We start from the raw sequence: 18,638 nt of genomic DNA, 5'->3' as shown, positions 1-18,638 counted from the left end.
AATTAGAAATTCTACACTGTTTTGCAGGTAACCGTATATCGCTAGATAAAAAGCCTTCACTCAAGATGAACAAAGTTTAATGTTGCGGCCATCTTGTCGTTAATAACACCTAGCTATAGTGTCGTCATACTCATTCAAGCAACCACACTATATAGGTTAATAATCATGACTCTTAAAACAAAGCTTAGCGTTATTTTCACTACCTTTTTTTCGATAAGTACATTTGTTGCCTTATGCACAAGCGCTATCTTGATGAGCAGCACGGTGCACGCAAAAGACAGCGATGACTATCAAGAAGATCAACTTATGCTACAGGCACTAAAATCTAGCAAAGTTTCTTTGGATAGCCTCCTAGAAAAGTTCCAAGCTGATTTCCCTTCTACTGTGATGGAAATCGAACTGGATGACGAAGACAACATTCTGGTGTATGAAATCAAAGGGATCGACCTAAAAGAAGGAGTAAGATACAAAGCAAAATATGCACTGTACAGCGGTGAGGAAATAGATAGACACTCTAAATCCCTACGTTTCATGGGCTTTAATAAATTAGATGACAATGATCAAGCCGCACTGGAAGCACTACAACAAGGCGTTTCCATTAAAAATGCAATAGCGCTTTCTAATCCACAAGAAGGTTCTTATATTGAATCCATCGAGCTAGAACACAAACGTGGATTAACATTCTATGAAGTCGAATTGCTAGGGCCATCTGGTTCGACAAAAATATTAATGGACGCCAAATCAGGTGAAGTGATTCCCTCACTGCGACGCTAAATGCGTCGCTTTTCTGAAAATGAGCCATCCCTCTATTCCAGCATTGAACAAACTTGCTTAACATAAGAACAGCCGCCGCAATAGCAACAAAAATGGCAGGCTCACAATGATAGGAACAAATAGTGCGAATTTTGGTAGTTGAAGACGATATCGTCACACAAGGTTTTATTAAAAAAGGCCTCACAGAACAGGGCTATCAAGTGGACGTCGCCAGTGATGGACAAGATGCTCTGTTCCAAGCATTAGAAGGGGATTATCAGCTGATTATCCTGGATCGCATGCTTCCAAAATTAGATGGTATGACAGTTCTCAATACATTGCGTAGCGCCCAAAAAACCTTACCCGTTTTAATACTCAGCGCATTAGATTCTGTTGATGAGCGAGTCAAAGGGCTACGCGAAGGCGGAGACGATTACCTTGTCAAACCCTTCGCCTTTGCCGAGCTTCTAGCTCGCGTTGAAATACTCATCAGAAGACAACCCATGGCAGCTGTGCAACAAAGTACCTTGTTACAAGTGTCAGACTTGAAAATGGATCTACTTACGAGACAGGTTTGGCGGGCAGGAAGAGAAATCAGCCTGCAGCCAAAAGAGTTCCAAATCCTACGTTATTTAATGGAACACCCTAAACAAGTCGTTACCCGCACCTTATTGTTTGAGGCTGTATGGGATTATGACTTCGACCCACAGACCAATGTCATTGATGTTCACGTGGCACGCTTACGAAAAAAGGTAGAAACCGATGACCTTCCCCCGATCCTTGAAACAATACGCGGCGTTGGTTATCGATTGGTTGAAAAAGCGACGAGCTAGCTTTGCTTGGCGTTTTACTCTGCTTTACACGACCCTATTAATCACCTTAATGGCGGTGGCTTTTTTTGTGCTCTATCAACTCAGCGTAGGGGAGATAAGCCGCAGCTATCAGCAGCAAATTCAGCTTATTACGCAGCAACAACGCCTGTTCAACCAACAAATGAACGAAGATGAATACCTGCTTCAATTTACCAGTCAGGCCAAGCAAGTTAACAACCTAGTGCTTGCCTATGAAAATGCGCATGAGACCTACGGCAACCTCTCGCGCTTACCAACCAGCCTCGCAACTTGCCCTGCGCAAACGACCTTTTTTGTCGACAGTGCTAACGATCTGCGCTTTTACATAGGCTGTATTACAACACTCACCCATGGACGCTTATTGGTCGCGTTTGATGATGAAAACTTATATTTCTTGCAAACGCAATTTCTTCGGGCCGGCATATTGGCTTTGCTACTAACCCTTGGGTTGGGTCTGCTATCTGGACGCTACTTATCGACACAACTCCTCAGCCGCATCAAAAACATCAACGACACCGCCAAGGTCATACAATCCGGTGACCTAGGTGCACGGGTCACCGTTAGCCATCGCAAAGATGAATTCGACCTACTTGCTAACTACATAAACAGAATGCTCAATCAACTGGAAGATTCTTTCCATGCTGTCTCAGGCGTAACTGATGCCATCGCCCACGATCTTCGTACACCACTTGGCAGACTGCGCCTACGCCTCGAAAGCCATCTAAACACCTTAGATGAAGCACCTATTAACGAATCCCAGTTACAAGAAATGCTAGAAGAGCTGGATCATATTCTAACGACGTTTAGCGCCATGCTAGAGTTAAGCAGGCTAGAACATAAGCAAACCGACTCCCACTTTGACACTGTGAATATTAATCAAATCGCAGAAGATGTTATCGACCTAATACAACCGTTGACTCAAGATAAGCAGCAAACTCTGTCATTTATTGCCACTGCTCAGCCCCACATTAAGGGTGATAAAACGCTTATTTTCCGCGCCATGTTTAATACCCTAGAAAATGCCTGCAAATACACAGGTTCTGGTGGCGCTATTGAACTAATTACCACCACCTCAGGCTTCATTGTCAAAGACAACGGCCCAGGCATACCTGATGAATTTAAAGACAAAGCCTTGCAACGTTTATTTCGCCTAGAATCAAGCCGCACAAGCCCCGGATATGGACTAGGCTTCCCATTAATCAAAGCCATCGCACACTTTCATCAAGGGAAGCTAGAACTTCAAGACAATCATCCAGGCCTACAAGTAGACGTGACTCTTAACACTCGACATCAGGGTAATGGACTTATTGGAACAGAGACGAGTGATTGACACAGATTGAGATAAACACGCTTTAAACCAACAAACGTCGTGTCACTGGCGTCGATTTCACAATCGAAGTATTGGTATCAGCTAGCTCAGAAACTCGATCAAGAATAGGATCTAGCTCACTGATGTCTTTCAAATATAAACGCGCGACATAGCAATCTTCACCGGTGACTTTATCGCATTCAACAAATTCCGGTATCGAACTGATTAACGCCTCTAACGCTTTTAATTTGCCCGGCAGCTGACGCATACGCACAATCGCCATCAAGCTATAACCCAGCACCTTAGGGTTCACTTCCACTCGATAACCCGCTATCACGCCACTTTCTTCCAAACGTTTAAGCCGTTCATTGACACTGGGAGCGGTCATGCCAACAGCACGCGCTAGCTCGGTAACAGGGGTTCTGGCATTTCCATAAAGCAGCTCGATAAGCTTAGTATCGATACCGTCTAAGGCATACTCTTCTTTTCTTAGGTTATTTCGCACTTTTACCTCCGATATAGACAGTGTTTTATGGTTTTTACCTATTTTTATATCTGCCAAAGTTAGGCTTTCGGATCTATTCTATTCACCATAGAACACTTCCTCGAAAAAAGGTATTCAGCTGAACACTTTACTAAGAGGACTATTTGAGGAATCCCACATGAATCGTTCCAGCAATACTATCGGTAGTATCGAACTTATCTTGGCTATGATGCTGTCTGGCACTATCGGCTATTTTGTCATTAGTTCAGGCCAAGCCTTTTGGAATGTGGTGCTGTTTCGCTGTGTGATAGGTGCGCTGGTGCTGGGAAGTTACGCCTACTATGCGGGATTACTTCGTCGCGAATACTTCCAGCGCAACGTCTTGCTGATGATTATTTTGGGCGGCATTACTTTAGTAGGAAACTGGATATTTCTATTTGCCTCATTCAATTACATCCCCTTTTCTATCGCCACTGTGGCTTACCATATGCAGCCGTTATTTTTAGTCCTAACGGGCGCGTTACTCACTAAAGAAAAGCTGTCTGGCAGTTTGTTATTTTGGTTGGCGCTGGCCTTTGTCGGGTTGTTTTTAATCGTGGAATTAGACCTGAGCGAGATAAGCGCACTCTTCTCTGGCGACACAAGCAGCGACGGTTCTTCTGCATTATTTGGCTTACTACTCGCCTTGGGCGCTGCGTTACTTTATACCGTGACCACGCTTGTCACTAAAAAAGTCAGCCAAGTGCCCTCCACCTTTGTGGCCTTGGTACAGGTGATCGTTGGTGTCTTTATGCTTTTGCCTTTTGCCGATTTTGACAACTTACCAACGCAAACCAGTCAGTGGATCGATTTATTGATTCTCGGTGCCGTGCTAACCGGATTTATGTACATCATCATGTATGACAGCTTTCAAAAGTTACCCACCAGCTTGATTGCACTACTGTCGTTTATCTATCCGATCACCGCTTTGTTTGTTGACCACTTTGCCTTTTCGACCCACATCAGCCTAACGCAAATATTGGGTGTGATATTGATATTACTCGCCGTCAGCGCCGTGAAATTTAATTGGTCACTTCCACTGACACAGAAACGATAGGACGAACGACCATGGCAAAAATAACTTTAAGCGGCCATATTGAAGTGCCAAAAGAAGACCTAAATGCGGTGTTAACTGAGCTGCAAAACCATATCGCCCTAACGCATCAAGAAGCGGGCTGCATCACCTTTACCGTGACCCAAGATTCAGACAACCCACAACGCTTTGATGTGTACGAAGAATTCACCGACAAAGCGGCGTTTGAAAGGCACCAAGCCAGAGTAAAAACCTCTCATTGGGGTGAAGTGACAAAAAATGTTGAGCGGTTTTATACAATTACTGAGGATGATTAGCCAACATGTTTGTAACAGTTTTATTAATCTCATTTCCTATTTCAATGACAAGCTCACTTTGTCTATCGTACTCACTATTGAGAAAATCACTGACGTCTCTAGCGTTATAGCTTTTCCCATCAATAGAAAAAGCAAATATTGAAAGCAGATAGATATCTTTCCCTTGCTTGAGTGAATCGTATGTAAGTTGAGACATGATGTTAGACCTATGCTTGCTATGATTTACAATATCTCGAAGATATTCATAATCAGAATTAGACGTAAGCCGTTCAATTAAACCTAGTAGCCTAGGAGTATTAAAATGCTTTTTCATTTTATCTTTTACGGTATAAAGGTTTAACTTTTTAGGGGCTATCTCTGTTGTTTTTAATCGATCTAAGCCAAACGAAAAATATAAAACATGTGCTAAGAAATCAGTAATGCTATGAAGGTTTTTTAGAAGTGCAAAAATATGCGCGCGACAACCTGTTTTGAACTCATGCTCAGCATTTAATACATCAACATCATTTGTTATTACCAATCTCATATAATCTTTAGCCGATTTTTTATCTTTCATATGCTCTTCAATAAGCCGCTGAATTTCACCATAATGAAAACGAGAAAAATCTTGGTTCTCGAATATTGAATCTAATGAGGGACTCAGTTTTTTGGTTTGCTCTTCATCAAACAGCAGGCAAACGTCATCTTTCAATTGCTTTATTTTCCAACTCAAAATGTATTCCTTTTATGTGAAAATATATCTTTTTTAAAAAATCTTCATCAACAATATAAGCCTTTGTATCTATACAAAAATTAAAAACACTATGCCAACCCTTAACCTACCCTTTCCGTTTCTCTAATCACTCGCTCAATCACTTCTTCAATCCATGAAACGGTTAACCAATCGGGTGCGGAGGCGGAGCGAGAAAAAGCGATTTCTACCGCAGGAAGGCTAGGTAATAAATCACTTGCGATGATTTCCAGTGAGTCATTCACGCTGATGCTGGCGATGGCGGAAATGGCTTTTTCGGCCATCAACAGGCTTTCAATCAGAGTGAGATTGGCGGTCACGCAATAGAGTTGATAATCCGTGCCTTTTTTCTGCAAACCATCAACGGCGCTGGAATGAAACTTACAGCTAGACTCATATAAGGCCAGTGATAAAGGGTTCAGTGTCGTCCAATCAAAGCCTTTTTTCGCCACCCAAACGCCTTTGTCTTGGAACAAGGTTAAGCCTTCGTCGCTGTCTGGTGTTCGCGTAACTAGGGCTAAATCCACTTCGCCTTTGTCCATCAATTCTCTTAGTTCAGAGGATGTGCCAGTGCGAATTCGAAAGCGGATATTGGGCAGCATGCTTTCCATGACAGACATAATGACGACCAATAAATTCGCCACGTAATCATTAGGGCAGCCTAAATTAAGCAAAACACCCTGCTGTGGTCCTTTGATGGATTGCAGGGCGCTTTCCTGCAATTGCAAAATTTGTCTCGCATAATGCACAAGCTGCTGGCCGTCTTCGGTAAGCACTTGATCTCGACCTTGCTTACAAAACAAGTCTGTGCCGACTTGCTCTTCCAGCCGCTTCATTTGCATGCTGATGGCTGAGGGAGTACGAAAGGTTTGCATAGCGGCGCGTTGAAAACTGCCATGATCAACAATCGCCACAAGGGTTTTTAATAGTTCCGTATCCAATACTATTTTCTCTTTTAGGGATTCATCAAAATGCGTTAAGCCAGCCGTCAATTTAATTCGCTTTTTTCCGTGAGCTGTTTGTCAGATGATCAAAACATCAACTAAGAAGGAGACACTCATGATTCTGCACGATTTCTTGCCCTCAGGAAACGGTTATAAAATCCGTTTGTTATGCGCTTGTTTAGGTTTAAAAGTGACGTTGAAACAATATGACATCACCAAGGGCGAAACGCACACCGAGTCTTTCTTGGCGATGAACCCAAATGGTAAAATTCCGGTGTTGGAATTAGATGGTGGACAATGCTTGAGCGAAAGTAATGCTGTGCTTCTCTATCTTGCAGAACAACACAAATCTGCCTTGTTACCGACTGATGCCATTCTTAGGGCCAAAGTCTATAAATGGTTGTTTTGGGAACAATACAGCCACGAACCCAACATTGCCTCGCCACGTTTTTGGCTAACTCATAACGCCATGACAGAGTTGAAAAAGCAAATGCTGCCAGATCGTATTGAACAAGGTTGCGCCGCGTTAAAACTCATGGATGAGGCATTAGCGAAACAGGCCTTTTTGGCGGGAAACACCATGACACTAGCGGATATTTGTCTCTTCCCCTATACCCATGTGGCCGAAGAAGGCGGTTCTTATCAGTTGTCTGAATATCCAAATATCCAACGCTGGATTAAAGACATCGAAGCTTTGGATTGGTTTATCCCCATTACTCAAGCTTGATAAGTAATTAAAAAGCGACTCAATCAATGAGTCGCTTCTGTTACTGATCAAACACAGAAAGCCTCGTCGACACGGACGTTGGTCAATACTGAGTTGGCAATAAAGCACGCCTCATGGGACTGATGATGGAGTGCTTTGATTTCCTCTGAGCTAGGTCTATCTCCAACAAATGTCACCGTTGGACGCAATATTACTTCGGTCATCATTTGTTTACCGTTCGCCCCCAGAGCTAAGGTGCCAATGGCCTTGTCTGTATATTGATCGACAATTAACTTTTTACGTGAAGCAAAGTCCAAGAAAAACAACATATGGCAACTGGATAGCGAAGCGACAAAGGCTTTTTCCGGATCAACATTTTCCGCCACAGACATAGGTAAAGGGACAATATGCGGTGAAGACGAAGCAGGCACAACCACGCCGCCTTCGAACTGCCATTCATGTGCACGACTGTATTTTTTATCTGAAAATAATTGCGTACCGCGCTTCCACTCGACCGTGGCATAGTATTCTGACATATCGATTTACTCCTTTTGATTTTTACTCATCTTGACCTGCTCAGCTTTCGCTAACAGAGAGTTTGTTGCAAAAAGTTACAATTTGTTAATAAAACAGCATAGGTACAGCTTGCGAACTTCCCTATCCAGTGCCATTTTTAAATGTGGGCTATTGTCCTATGGATGTTGTTTTAACCTAGGATAGCGGTATAGCAAGACTTTATAGACTTCAGACGCAGGGACAAGATTCATGAAGATATTAAAGACAATAAGAGGTCGATATACCTTAATATTTGGCGGTTTAGCATTAGTTTTTCTAATGGTTATCATTTCAACTGAAACTCTAGTCAGTTATCTACAAAACAGCATAGGCAAATACGCCTCAGGAACTTCCTTAATTCAAAATGCCGACAGAGACTTGTATCAATCCCGACTTGCTCTGGCTACCTTGGTATTCGAGAAAAACACGAACAACGCTAAAGCCTTAGAAGACGCGGCATTACTAAATGCCAAGCAGGCTTTGGATAGAATGAGGGAATTCAAACAACTCACTGCTGATATAGACGAAGTATCACGATTTTTAGTCGACTTCGATACGCTTTACAAAAACTGGTCTGATGGCAACCAGCGTATTATGCAGACTGTGAAGGAAAAACCCGATTCCGCCATGATTGATTTTATTGGTGAAAACCAAAACGATTTTCTTAAGTTACGATCCTTGTATGATCGCTCGGAAGAGCTGATTAGTAAGTACTCTGCAGAGGAGAATAAATCTATCAATGAATTCACCAGTATTTTTAAAATGACAGTTGGTGTCTTTGCTATATTCGCCCTCTTCTTAAGTATGGTGCTTGCATGGTTCGCGCCGCGAAACATCTCTAAAGCCATCAAACAAGTTACTTTTGGTGTTCAGCAAATCAGCTCTGGTGATGGAGATTTAACGCGACGAATTAACAGTACTAAAACCGATGAAACAGGCGACCTGAGTCGAGAGTTAGACAGTTTTGTTGCTCGCCTTGGCAGCCTGATTGGACAAGTTCGTAACGGGTGTGAACACATACGCCAAGAAATGTTTAATTTAGGCGAGTCCGCTACCCAATCCGCAGAGCTTAGCGAACGCCAAAACCAATCATTGGATTTTGTGGTGACAGCGGTAGAAGAAATGGGCGGAGCCACTCGAGAAGTGGCGCAAAATGCAGCGGATACCGTTGCCGAGGTTGAAGCATTAAATCGTTCAGCAGATGATGGAGTAAGACAATTAGACAATGCCATTTCCCAGCTTGATAACCTTGCAGAGCAAATCCAAGGTGCTGCAGGAGTCATCAATCAACTTTCTGAACGATCCGATAAAATTGCTTCTGTACTGGATGTCATCCTTGGCATTTCTGAGCAAACCAATTTACTCGCGTTAAATGCGGCGATAGAAGCTGCTAGGGCGGGTGAGCAAGGCCGAGGATTTGCTGTAGTCGCCGATGAAGTACGAGAACTGGCCAGCAAAACTCAAGCCTCTACCGAAGATATTCAACAGATGATTAATGACTTGCAGTCTGGCGTGAGTAATGCGGTAAGCTCGATTACTCGAAGCGTAGATATGGCTGGCACCAGCGTCTCTCTTTCGCGTAAAACAATGGAATCCATTGCGGTTGTAAAAACATCCGCCGGACGAATCTATGACTTTACCGCTCAAACCGCCAGTGCAACAGAAGAGCAAAGCAAGGTAACAGACGAAATAAACCAAAACCTTTCAAACCTTGCCGATATGTCGAAAGATGTGATGGAAATATCCAAGCGTATCAGCCATTCAGTGCATCAAACCTTAAGCAATTCGGATGAACTCGCCGGACAAGTGAAACGCTTCACGGTTTAATAAAGCGCTTCTTAAAAGCCCAAAAAACCGTCTTAATCATTGATTACGACGGTTTTTGTGTATTTCATGCTATCTAAATGGGGTCGTAAAGTGCGGATTGTCTATGAATTTGCTGTCCGTAAGACTCGTTAAAAACGCCATAAGTTGACGCTTTTCATCGTCGGTTAATACAAACGGATGTAACTTATCAGACCTTAATGGAGACGCTTTACCTTGCTGTGCTGCACGTCCACCAGCCGCATAATGCTCTATCACCTCTTCTAAGGTCGCGATAGAGCCATCATGCATATAAGGCGCTGTTTGAGCGATATTGCGCAGCGTTGGTGTTCTAAATCGTCCTTTGTCTGCCTCTTTCCCTGTATGTTCAAACAATCCTTGGTTGCCTTCTGGGTAAGCACCTTTACCATCTAAGTTATAAAGCCCTGTGTTATGGAAGGCTGGTGTTTGCGTCGCATCGGAAAAATGCACACCAGCATGGCAGCTAGAACAGCCCAACTTCGCACTAAAAAATAATGCCTCACCAAGCTTAGCATCCTCACTGATGGCACTGTCATTATGATTGTATTTGTAATCGTCATAAGGTGACTGATAACTAATTAAAGTACGTTCAAAAGAAGCCAGCGCTTTGGTAATCGTGTCAAAGCTAATAGGGTTGTCTTGATCAGGAAAGGCTTTATGAAATAAATTTGGATAAATAGGGTCCCGTTGTAGAAACAAAATTACTTTCTCTTCTTGCCCTTTGGTGTCCATTTCAATGGGATGAGTACCGAAAATAGGCACATTTGCTTGGTCTTCTAAACGTACCTCGTCAGGATTCGCCCAAGTCAGTGTTTTCATATAAGCCACATTGACAATCGACATGGCATTACGACTATGAAACTGCCCTGTGACACCGACAGAAACGGGTCTTGGCTCTGAAAATGAATGTTCAGGCATATGACAGGTCGAACAGGACATGTAACCTGGACCAGACAAATTGGCATCGTAAAAAAGCCGCTGACCTAACCTGACTTTTTCCTCGCTCATTGGATTATCTACAGGCACGATAGGTGCAGGCATCCATGCAGGCAATACCCAAATATAATCACCTGCATATAGGTAGGGAGTACAAACTAGCAATATTGACCCCAAAGCAAGATGCCCAACGAGGGATGAAAGATAAGCACATTTGACCCTCATCAAACCTCCCAAGGTCTTTTATTTTAAATATAAAACCGTTTTGATAATAAGCGTCCCAAGCTGTATAAAATAACAGCAATGGGAATATTCAATAACAAAACCAGTAGGCAATCCATTGTCACAGCCAAAACAAAGGCGAATACGGCATCCAAATATAGGCAGGTGTTTCCCAATAATAAGAGGAAAAAAGAAGTTTTCATCTTCATTTACCAGCCTCCTTACTTGCATAGATTAAAGATTAGTCCCTAATTTTTGAGAATTCACGGTCTAGATCAAATTTTTTGGATGTGACATGACGTTCCATCTCAGTAACTCGTCTCGCCGCATCATCCAATTTTTCTTTAGCGCGACGTAATCTTGAGTTCGCACTATCCGCATACTTGAACATTTTCTTTGGTCGATAACTTTGCTGACGCTCATCATATTCGTATTCGTACCCATCTTCTCCTTTTGGGCGAACATCCAAAAACCACCAAAGCGCGATATAAGCAATAACCACAAAGCTACCAAGAAATAAAAAGCCACCAAAGGTGAAAAGCCGCACTACCCATGTATCAACATCAAAATGGTCTGCTAAGCCAGCACATACTCCCCCCAAATAACCTTTTTTCTTATTACGGTATAAATTCAAATCCCATCCATGAGACTTTTTGGCTTTGATACTTTCTTTTATTTTATCTTTCATCATTTTATTCCTCTGAACTGACTCATCTTCTTCTGTTCAATTACTCGAAGATCATCGATATTCATCATTATCTCTTCTACGCCAATCAGGACTTTCCACATCTAAAATTTTTTCTAATGCTTGTACGCGATCGGTCAATTTATCAGCCTGCATTAATAAAGACTCTAACTCCCGCTTATCACCCTCATCTAATCCCTTTACTGCACGGTTCTTACTTCGGTAATGCAATATCAGCCAAATAGGTGCCACCACCGTCATAAAAATGATGGTAGGAACAAACAAAAAGACAGCCATACTCATAGCGAAATTCCTTTTTTATAAAATATTATCAGTACAAATTAGCTTAGTTGGCCTTAGTCATTTTATCTTTCAAGCGCGCCAACTCATCATTGATATCATCATCTTCTGCCAAGGCATCAATTTGTGACTTCAAATCGGCTTTTGGCTGCATACCAATATCCATAGACTCAAGTTGACCTTCTAAGCTATCAACACGGCGCTCAAAACGTTCAAATTTTTCAAAAGCATCGTCTAATGCTTCTTTATGATTCTGACGCTTCACACGCATACGGCTTTCTACGCTGGATTGACGCAACAACATGGCTTTTTGCTTAGCTTTGGCATCATTCAATTTGATTTGTAACTGTCCTACTTCTTCATTTAAATGCTCAAGATGTTCATCCAAAGCAGACAATTCTTTATCAATGGCTACTATTTCTTTTTCTATTTGCTGTTTTTCTGCAAGAGCGGCTCGAGCGAGGTCTTCTCGCCCTTTATTAATTGCCAGCATAGCTTTGCTTTCCCACTCAGCTGCTTCACTGCGCATACGCTCCAAACGGCGTCCTGTGGTTTTACGATCGGCAATCACGCGAGCAGAGCTAGAACGTACTTCAACTAATGTTTCTTCCATCTCTTGAATCATCATGCGAATCATTTTTTTGGGGTCTTCGGCTTTATCCAGCAACGAAGTTAAGTTGCTATTAATAATGTCCGTCATTCTTGAAAAAATACCCATGGCGTTATCTCCTATTTGATTTACCACTAATAAACATCTTCTCACTCTATTACAGCAATCGTGCCAAAACCTGTAACCCAATGATTAATATGGAATTATTACTTTTAAAGAGTTATAAAAACAAATTTATATTGGTTTTTATAACCATTTATTAGTATTTTTAACCACAATATATGGTTATTTTTACCAACAAAGTAAAAGGTATAGATTAAGCTTATGAATAATAACCAACGAGTTATTGGCAGCTCTCAAGCTCTGGCCGACACGCTTGATCATGCCTCGATTCTGGCGGAAATTAATCGGCCTATTTTAATCTGTGGTGAACGAGGCAGCGGCAAAGAGCTCATCGCAGAGCGATTGCATTATTTATCCCCTCGTTGGGATCAGCCTTTTATTAGCATCAACTGCGCAGCCATTAGTGACAGCTTGATGGAAAGTGAATTGTTTGGTCATGAAGCAGGGGCTTTTACTGGCGCAACCAAGACTTACCAAGGCAGATTTGAGCGTGCAGACGGCGGCACCTTGTTTCTTGACGAACTAGGCACCATGTCTCTTAGGGTACAGGAAAAGCTACTTCGGCTTATTGAATATGGCGAGTTCGAACGCCTCGGCAGTGCTAAAACTCAACGAGTTAACGTTCGAATTGTCGCGGCAACTAACGCAAATTTACCTTCTCTTAGCAAGCAAGGCGAATTTCGTGCAGACCTACTTGACCGCCTTACCTTTGATGTCATTCAAGTTCCTCCATTACGAGATAGAAAAGAAGACATCGAAGAATTGGCCAATTTTTTTGCGATGAAACTCAGCACGGAACTTGGCTGGGAATATTTTCAAGGATTTAGCCCTAAAGCCCTAACGTCATTAAAAAATTATGATTGGCCAGGCAACATCCGAGAACTTAAAAACGTTGTAGAGCGCTCCGTTTATCGATGGGGCTTTCAAGCCGATCCCGTTGAGAAAATCGTAATTAATCCTTTTACTCATGCAAATGAAGAAGCAAGCGACAGCCTCATCAATAAACAAGCCGCACAGGCACAGGCAAATACAATAGATTCAAAACCGTCTGGCTTTTCCCTTAATTCCTCTTTGAGCTTGAAAGAGCAGACCTTGCAGCTGCAACAACACTTAATTCAGCAAGCTCTTAATGAAAATAAACACAACCAGCGACTCGCCGCACAGTCACTGGGACTCACTTATGATCAATTTAGAGGTTTGCTCAAGAAGCTAAAATAGCCTCTTAGTTATTTGAGCAAACCCTCTTGTTTCACTGTATTCAATTCACACATGTGAAGATGAAAATTCACCAGCCAACAAACCTTGTTGAGCTAAACGCCCTTCCGTATAGTCTGTGCTTTCTAATACAAGCAACTTTTTGATGCTATTTATCCTCCGCAACAAGAAGGATTTACTGTATTTATAATATAAAATGTTATTATGTAACAAACATTCAACGGAACCTGACTAGCCTTGATTAGTGCAACACCTTCAACCTCTCCAAATGACAAACAAAAAGACGATGCTTCTTACGCGTTTTTTTCTGGCTGCCTGCCCGCTGGCATGCAGCTGAAGGACGTCGCTTGGTCTCCTTATAGGGACAAGGCGTTACTCAAACCAATCACGGTGAATATCCAGCCAGGTGAGTTTCTTGCGATTGTCGGACCAAATGGTTCAGGAAAAACCAGTCTATTACGCTGTCTTTATCGCACCAATAAACCGAGCAACGGCACTGTCTTGCTTGATGGTAAAGATCTATGGTCGTTGTCACCTCGCCAATGTGCACAACGTATCGCGACGGTTTTACAAGACACTGGCGGCGAATTTGGTCTAAGCGTTTTCGAAATGGTGGAAATAGGTCTGACACCAAAGTCTCTAGTCTGGGGACGCTCCGAAGAAGACACCCACATTATTGAAAGCACATTGGCTTTGCTTGATGTGGCGCATTTAGCAGAACGATCTTTTGATTCTTTGTCCGGCGGTGAACGCCAGCGGGTTATGATAGCCAGAGCCTTGGCACAACGCCCCGACATATTGATTCTAGACGAGCCAACCAATCATCTAGACATTCGCCACCAGCTCGATGTACTTGCCTTATTATCAAAATTGCCTTGTACGCTGATCGTGTCCTTACATGATTTAGCACTTGCTTCAGCGTATGCCGACCGAGTTTTAGTAATGCTGGAAGGTGAAATGCAAGCCTGCGCGCCACCTAGCCATGTGTTTACCAAACAACGCATAAAACAAGTATTTGATGTGGAAACCATCATTGATGAGCATCCAATCACGCAAAGACCCAGATTTTCTTTTTTTATTAATGATTAACGGAATGATTAACAGGATAAACACATGACAGCGAACGTCAAAACAACCATCAAGCGAACTTCATTACTTATCAGCGGCGCATTATTTGGCATTTTACACACAGGATTGGCCAGCGCATCTGGCTATCCTGTGACGGTACAAAGCTGCGATCGCCAAGTGACCTTCGATCACGCACCAAAAGCCGCTGTCTCAAACGATGTGAACTTAACCGAAATGATGTTAGCACTTGGCTTGCAGGATCACATGGCTGGATTTACTGGTGTTTCAGGCTGGAAAACCCTTGATCCAACGCTGCGCAATGGCATCGGCGAATTAAAAGAATTGTCACCAAAATATCCTAGCAAAGAAGTGCTTTTAGGTGCAGATGCGGACTTTTACTTTGCAGGCTGGAACTACGGCATGCGCGTCGGTGGCGGCGTTACCCCTGATACCTTGGCACCACTCGGCATCAAGGTTTACGAGTTAACCGAAAGCTGCATTCACATCATGGACAAACCGAAAGTTTCCATGGATGACCTGTACGTAGACTTGCTCAACTTAGGCCGAATTTTTGGCAAAGAAGAACAAGCCCAACGCTTGGTAAAAGGCTATCAAGAAGATCTCGCTAATTTCCAAGCTAATCTAGCGCCATTAAAAACCGCTCCAAAAGTCTTTGTTTACGATTCCGGTGAAGAACAACCCTTCACCTCCGGTCGCTTCGGCATGCCAACAGCGCTGATCGAAGCTGCTGGCGGTAAAAACATCGTCGATGATGTGCAGAAAAGCTGGACTCAAATTGGTTGGGAAGCCGTTATTGATCGAGCACCAGAGGTGATTATTATCGTCAACTATGGCGATGTGACAGCTGAACAAAAAATTAATTTCTTACGCAGTAATCCCGCTTTCGAAAATATCCCAGCGGTGAAAAACAATCATTTCGTGGTCTTAGAGTATGTGGAAGCCACACCAGGGCCACGTAATATTAAAGCCATAAAGCGCTTAGCCGAGGCTTTTAGAACGACGTTATGAAGCCTGCCCACAAAAAGCTAACCATCATGGGACGAGTTCCCTTACCAGCGCTATTAATTATGCTAAGTATCTCGCTACTGTTGTTAATGGGCGTGGCGATTGGTGTTGGCTCTGTGTCTATTGGACAATCCACCGTGTGGAGTGTGATAGGCCACAAATTATCAATCACCAACACCACTCCAAGCTGGTCGATGGGGCGCGAGAACATTATCTGGGCCGTGCGTTTACCACGTACTTTGCTCGCCGCCATGGTGGGTGCCGCTTTAGCCATTGTGGGCGCGGCGCTGCAATCCGTCACTCGCAATCCTTTGGCCGACCCTCATTTACTCGGTGTGTCCTCTGGTGCCGCGCTAGGAGCGATCATCGCCTTGCTTCACACCGGCATGATTTTAGGCGTGGTAACCGTTCCCGTATTTGCCTTTCTTGGTGCCTTATTAGCCATGGTTTTAGTATTGGCAGTGGCAAACTTTTCCTCAGCACACAGTGCTGGACGCTTGATTCTGGCGGGGGTCGCCGTGGCTTTTGTGCTGACAGCTTTAGGCAACCTTTTCATTTTCACAGGAGATCACCGCTCTTCTCATACGGTGATATTCTGGATGCTTGGTGGTTTGGGTCTGGCTCAATGGGGACAACTATGGTTTCCTTTGGTGGCACTGGTACTTGGCTCCGGCTATCTGATTTACAACGCCCGTTATTTGAATGCCATGACACTAGGCGATGAAAGCGCCAGCACCTTGGGTGTTCCAGTAGAACGCTTCCGCCTGATCGTCATTGTGGTCTGCGCCCTACTTACTGGCGCGGCGGTGGCTTTTTCTGGAGTGATTGGCTTTGTCGGACTGATGGTGCCACACATTGTACGTCTATTAGTGGGTGGCGATTATCGCAAAGTCTTACCTTTATCGGCCTTAGTCGGTGCCTTGTTTCTAGTAGCAGCCGACATCGCTTCCAGAATCATCATGCCTCCTGAAGACATGCCAATCGGCATACTTACCGGCCTAGTCGGTGGTATCGCCTTCGTCTTTTTGATGCGACAAAAGCGTAACGTCTCTTTGTAAGCTGCTTTTTGTGGATTGCTTTTTTGTAGATGGCTCTGTCCATTTAGCGACGATAGTTGTCATGTGCAGCTCAGACAGCCAAAAAACTTCTCTTTAGCATAAGGATTCAATTTTTAATGCTAAAGAGAAAACATCATGCTAACCCAACCCTCAATAAAATATCAGCCAGCTAAAATTATCGATTTTCCAGCCCGCACTTGGCCGTCAAAGCAGTTGAAAGCTCCGCCTCGTTGGTGCTCAACTGACTTACGCGACGGCAATCAAGCGCTTGCAAACCCTATGGATCACGTGAAGAAAATGGCTTTCTTTAAGCATTTAATTGAGTGTGGTTTTAAAGAAATTGAAGTCGCTTTTCCTGCGGCGTCACAAACGGACTTTGATTTTGTTCGCTTGCTTATAGAAGGTAAGCATATTCCTGATGATGTGACGATTCAGGTGATGACACAATCTCGTGTGGATTTAATTGAACGCACCATACAGTCTCTCGTTGGCGCTAAAAAAGCCATAGTGCATATTTACAACGCCACTGCGCCGGTATTTCGGGAAATTGTTTTTTGCCAAGACAAACCAGCAACCCTTGAATTAGCCGTACAAGGCGTTAAACACATTCGCCAATTATGTGAACAATATCCAGAGACAGAATGGACGCTTCAATATTCGCCAGAAACCTTTTGTTTTACCGAACCTGACTTTGCCTTAGAAGTATGTGAAGCAGCGGCAAAAACATGGCAACCGAGTCTAGAACGTCCGATGATTTTGAATTTACCAACGACAGTGGAAGTGAACACCCCCAATGTATTTGCTGATCAGATTGAGCATTTTATAACGTCTTTTTCTTCCTTAGAGAACATAACCATCAGTGTTCATCCTCACAATGACAGAGGGACTGGCGTTGCCACAGCGGAAATGGCAATACTCGCTGGCGCGCAGAGAGTGGAAGGCTGCCTATTTGGTAATGGGGAACGTACCGGCAATGTCGATCTCGTTACCTTGGCAATGAATCTTTATAGCCAAGGCGTTTATCCTAACTTGGATTTTTCTGACATGCGCCGCACGGTAGAGTTGGTCGAAGAATGCAATGAACTTCCCGTTCATCCTCGGCATCCTTATGCTGGCGCATTGGCTTTTACGGCGTTTTCAGGTTCACACCAAGATGCGATCAAAAAAGGCTTTGCCGCACAAAAATTAACCTCATCGACTGTTTGGCAAATTCCTTATTTACCATTAGACCCGAAAGATATTGGCTGTACTTATGAAGAAGTCATTCGAGTAAATAGCCAATCGGGAAAAAGTGGGGCCGCTTGGTTATTACAGGAAAATCACGGGCTGTTTTTACCACGTAAATTACAAATAGACTTTAGCAAGAGAGTCAAAAATCATACGGATCAAACTGGTCACGAAATGCCTCTAGCCGATGTTTGGCGTTTATTCAGAGAATCCTACAGGCTGAACCCAGATGACAAAGGCCAAATGAAATTAATGGATTATCGCAGCCATAGCTCAAACGGATTACAGGAGATTCGCGCTACATTACGCTATCAGGAAAAAACATGGCAACTGGTTGGCGAAGGCAAAGGATTGTTATCAGCCATGCTTGATGCGTTAAGAAAGCGTTTTAACTGGCAGATAAACATCAGCGACTTTCATGAACACACCTTAGGACAACAAACGAAAAGCAAAGCGGTGAGCTATGTTCAAATTGAATCCGATCAAGCTACTCCAAGCTTTGGCGTAGCCATTGACGAAGACTCAACTAAAGCCTCGCTACAAGCCTTAATCAACGCTTGCCATCCTTTATACAAAGAAGCTTAGCAAGGCGGTAATTTTCA

21 protein-coding genes are annotated in these 18,638 nt (G+C 43.3%); 12 read left to right on the top strand and 9 right to left on the bottom strand.

The genetic code is table 11. The features are described 5' to 3' along the window. Positions 1-165 precede the first annotated feature (165 nt). The 3 genes from B6N13_RS00545 (at position 166) to B6N13_RS00535 (ending at position 2,934) form a co-directional block, all read left to right on the top strand. Entirely contained in the window at positions 166-774 is a 609-nt protein-coding gene (locus B6N13_RS00545; protein ID WP_011978253.1) for a PepSY domain-containing protein, read from the top strand. Positions 775-896: 122 nt separating this feature from the next. After that, the gene (locus B6N13_RS00540) at positions 897-1,586 is read left to right on the top strand and encodes a response regulator transcription factor (protein WP_011978252.1); all 690 of its coding nucleotides are present in this window, start codon (positions 897-899) and stop codon (positions 1,584-1,586) included. Beyond that, entirely contained in the window at positions 1,516-2,934 is a 1,419-nt protein-coding gene (locus B6N13_RS00535) for a HAMP domain-containing sensor histidine kinase (protein WP_169458126.1), read from the top strand. Before B6N13_RS00540 ends, B6N13_RS00535 begins: the two co-directional genes overlap by 71 nt. A 22-nt stretch (positions 2,935-2,956) precedes the next feature. Here B6N13_RS00535 and B6N13_RS00530 read toward each other — a convergent pair whose 3' ends face one another. Further along, positions 2,957-3,418 (bottom strand): Lrp/AsnC family transcriptional regulator, encoded by a 462-nt coding sequence (locus tag B6N13_RS00530; RefSeq protein ID WP_169458125.1) that lies wholly within the window; start codon positions 3,416-3,418, stop codon positions 2,957-2,959. A gap of 157 nt (positions 3,419-3,575) precedes the next feature. Here B6N13_RS00530 and B6N13_RS00525 point away from each other — a divergent pair, with 157 nt between their 5' ends. Together B6N13_RS00525 and B6N13_RS00520 are read left to right on the top strand one after the other, a co-directional pair. Then, entirely contained in the window at positions 3,576-4,493 is a 918-nt protein-coding gene (locus B6N13_RS00525; protein WP_169458124.1) for a DMT family transporter, read from the top strand. An 11-nt stretch (positions 4,494-4,504) separates the two neighbouring features. Further along, on the top strand, positions 4,505-4,786 hold the full coding sequence (locus B6N13_RS00520) for an antibiotic biosynthesis monooxygenase (RefSeq protein ID WP_169458123.1): 282 nt from the start codon (positions 4,505-4,507) through the stop codon (positions 4,784-4,786). Here the strand turns inward: B6N13_RS00520 and B6N13_RS00515 are convergent. Both B6N13_RS00515 and B6N13_RS00510 read right to left on the bottom strand, forming a co-directional pair. Next, a complete protein-coding gene (locus B6N13_RS00515; protein ID WP_169458122.1) occupies positions 4,770-5,498 on the bottom strand; it encodes a hypothetical protein in 729 nt (242 codons plus the stop codon). The two genes, B6N13_RS00520 and B6N13_RS00515, sit on opposite strands and share 17 nt — an antisense overlap. 101 nt (positions 5,499-5,599) lie before the next feature. Then, positions 5,600-6,508: a LysR family transcriptional regulator gene (locus B6N13_RS00510; RefSeq protein WP_169458121.1), complete on the bottom strand. Its 909-nt coding sequence runs from the start codon at positions 6,506-6,508 to the stop codon at positions 5,600-5,602. 67 nt (positions 6,509-6,575) lie between these two features. Between B6N13_RS00510 and B6N13_RS00505 the strand changes: the two genes are divergently transcribed. Continuing rightward, on the top strand, positions 6,576-7,187 hold the full coding sequence (locus B6N13_RS00505) for a glutathione S-transferase family protein (protein ID WP_011978245.1): 612 nt from the start codon (positions 6,576-6,578) through the stop codon (positions 7,185-7,187). Between the two features lie 47 nt (positions 7,188-7,234). Here the strand turns inward: B6N13_RS00505 and B6N13_RS00500 are convergent, their stop codons facing one another. Beyond that, positions 7,235-7,702, bottom strand: coding sequence for an OsmC family protein (locus tag B6N13_RS00500; RefSeq protein WP_169458120.1), 468 nt, complete (start codon positions 7,700-7,702; stop codon positions 7,235-7,237). 229 nt (positions 7,703-7,931) lie between these two features. Here B6N13_RS00500 and B6N13_RS00495 point away from each other — a divergent pair, with 229 nt between their 5' ends. Beyond that, positions 7,932-9,548, top strand: coding sequence for a methyl-accepting chemotaxis protein (locus B6N13_RS00495; protein WP_011978243.1), 1,617 nt, complete (start codon positions 7,932-7,934; stop codon positions 9,546-9,548). Between the two features lie 69 nt (positions 9,549-9,617). Here the strand turns inward: B6N13_RS00495 and B6N13_RS00490 are convergent, their stop codons facing one another. Genes B6N13_RS00490 through pspA form a run of 5 tightly spaced genes read right to left on the bottom strand, consistent with a single transcriptional unit; the run spans position 9,618 to position 12,427 of the window. After that, positions 9,618-10,727: an MbnH family di-heme enzyme gene (locus B6N13_RS00490; RefSeq protein WP_169458119.1), complete on the bottom strand. Its 1,110-nt coding sequence runs from the start codon at positions 10,725-10,727 to the stop codon at positions 9,618-9,620. 23 nt (positions 10,728-10,750) lie between these two features. After that, entirely contained in the window at positions 10,751-10,933 is a 183-nt protein-coding gene (locus B6N13_RS00485) for a hypothetical protein (protein ID WP_048813878.1), read from the bottom strand. 32 nt (positions 10,934-10,965) lie between these two features. Then, positions 10,966-11,412, bottom strand: coding sequence for an envelope stress response membrane protein PspC (pspC, locus tag B6N13_RS00480; protein ID WP_248280179.1), 447 nt, complete (start codon positions 11,410-11,412; stop codon positions 10,966-10,968). Between the two features lie 51 nt (positions 11,413-11,463). Next, positions 11,464-11,712: an envelope stress response membrane protein PspB gene (gene pspB, locus B6N13_RS00475; protein WP_011978240.1), complete on the bottom strand. Its 249-nt coding sequence runs from the start codon at positions 11,710-11,712 to the stop codon at positions 11,464-11,466. Between the two features lie 43 nt (positions 11,713-11,755). Beyond that, positions 11,756-12,427 carry a phage shock protein PspA gene (gene pspA / locus B6N13_RS00470; protein ID WP_011978239.1) on the bottom strand — a complete coding sequence of 224 codons (672 nt, stop codon included), beginning with the start codon at positions 12,425-12,427 and terminating at the stop codon, positions 11,756-11,758. A gap of 216 nt (positions 12,428-12,643) precedes the next feature. Between pspA and pspF the strand changes: the two genes are divergently transcribed. The 5 genes from pspF (at position 12,644) to leuA (ending at position 18,621) form a co-directional block, all read left to right on the top strand. Then, positions 12,644-13,660 (top strand): phage shock protein operon transcriptional activator, encoded by a 1,017-nt coding sequence (pspF, locus tag B6N13_RS00465; RefSeq protein ID WP_169458117.1) that lies wholly within the window; start codon positions 12,644-12,646, stop codon positions 13,658-13,660. Positions 13,661-13,894: 234 nt separating this feature from the next. Continuing rightward, positions 13,895-14,746, top strand: a complete 852-nt coding sequence (locus tag B6N13_RS00460; RefSeq protein ID WP_011978237.1) for an ABC transporter ATP-binding protein — start codon at positions 13,895-13,897, stop codon at positions 14,744-14,746. Positions 14,747-14,770: 24 nt separating this feature from the next. Continuing rightward, positions 14,771-15,754: an ABC transporter substrate-binding protein gene (locus B6N13_RS00455; RefSeq protein ID WP_169458116.1), complete on the top strand. Its 984-nt coding sequence runs from the start codon at positions 14,771-14,773 to the stop codon at positions 15,752-15,754. Then, positions 15,751-16,809 (top strand): iron ABC transporter permease, encoded by a 1,059-nt coding sequence (locus B6N13_RS00450; RefSeq protein WP_169458115.1) that lies wholly within the window; start codon positions 15,751-15,753, stop codon positions 16,807-16,809. Before B6N13_RS00455 ends, B6N13_RS00450 begins: the two co-directional genes overlap by 4 nt. Before the next feature lie 135 nt (positions 16,810-16,944). Further along, positions 16,945-18,621, top strand: coding sequence for a 2-isopropylmalate synthase (gene leuA, locus B6N13_RS00445; RefSeq protein ID WP_169458114.1), 1,677 nt, complete (start codon positions 16,945-16,947; stop codon positions 18,619-18,621). Positions 18,622-18,638 lie beyond the last annotated feature (17 nt).

Source organism: Marinomonas sp. UCMA 3892, assembly GCF_012726345.1.
In the GTDB taxonomy this organism is placed as follows: domain Bacteria; phylum Pseudomonadota; class Gammaproteobacteria; order Pseudomonadales; family Marinomonadaceae; genus Marinomonas.
This window is presented reverse-complemented; position numbering and strand designations above follow the sequence as displayed.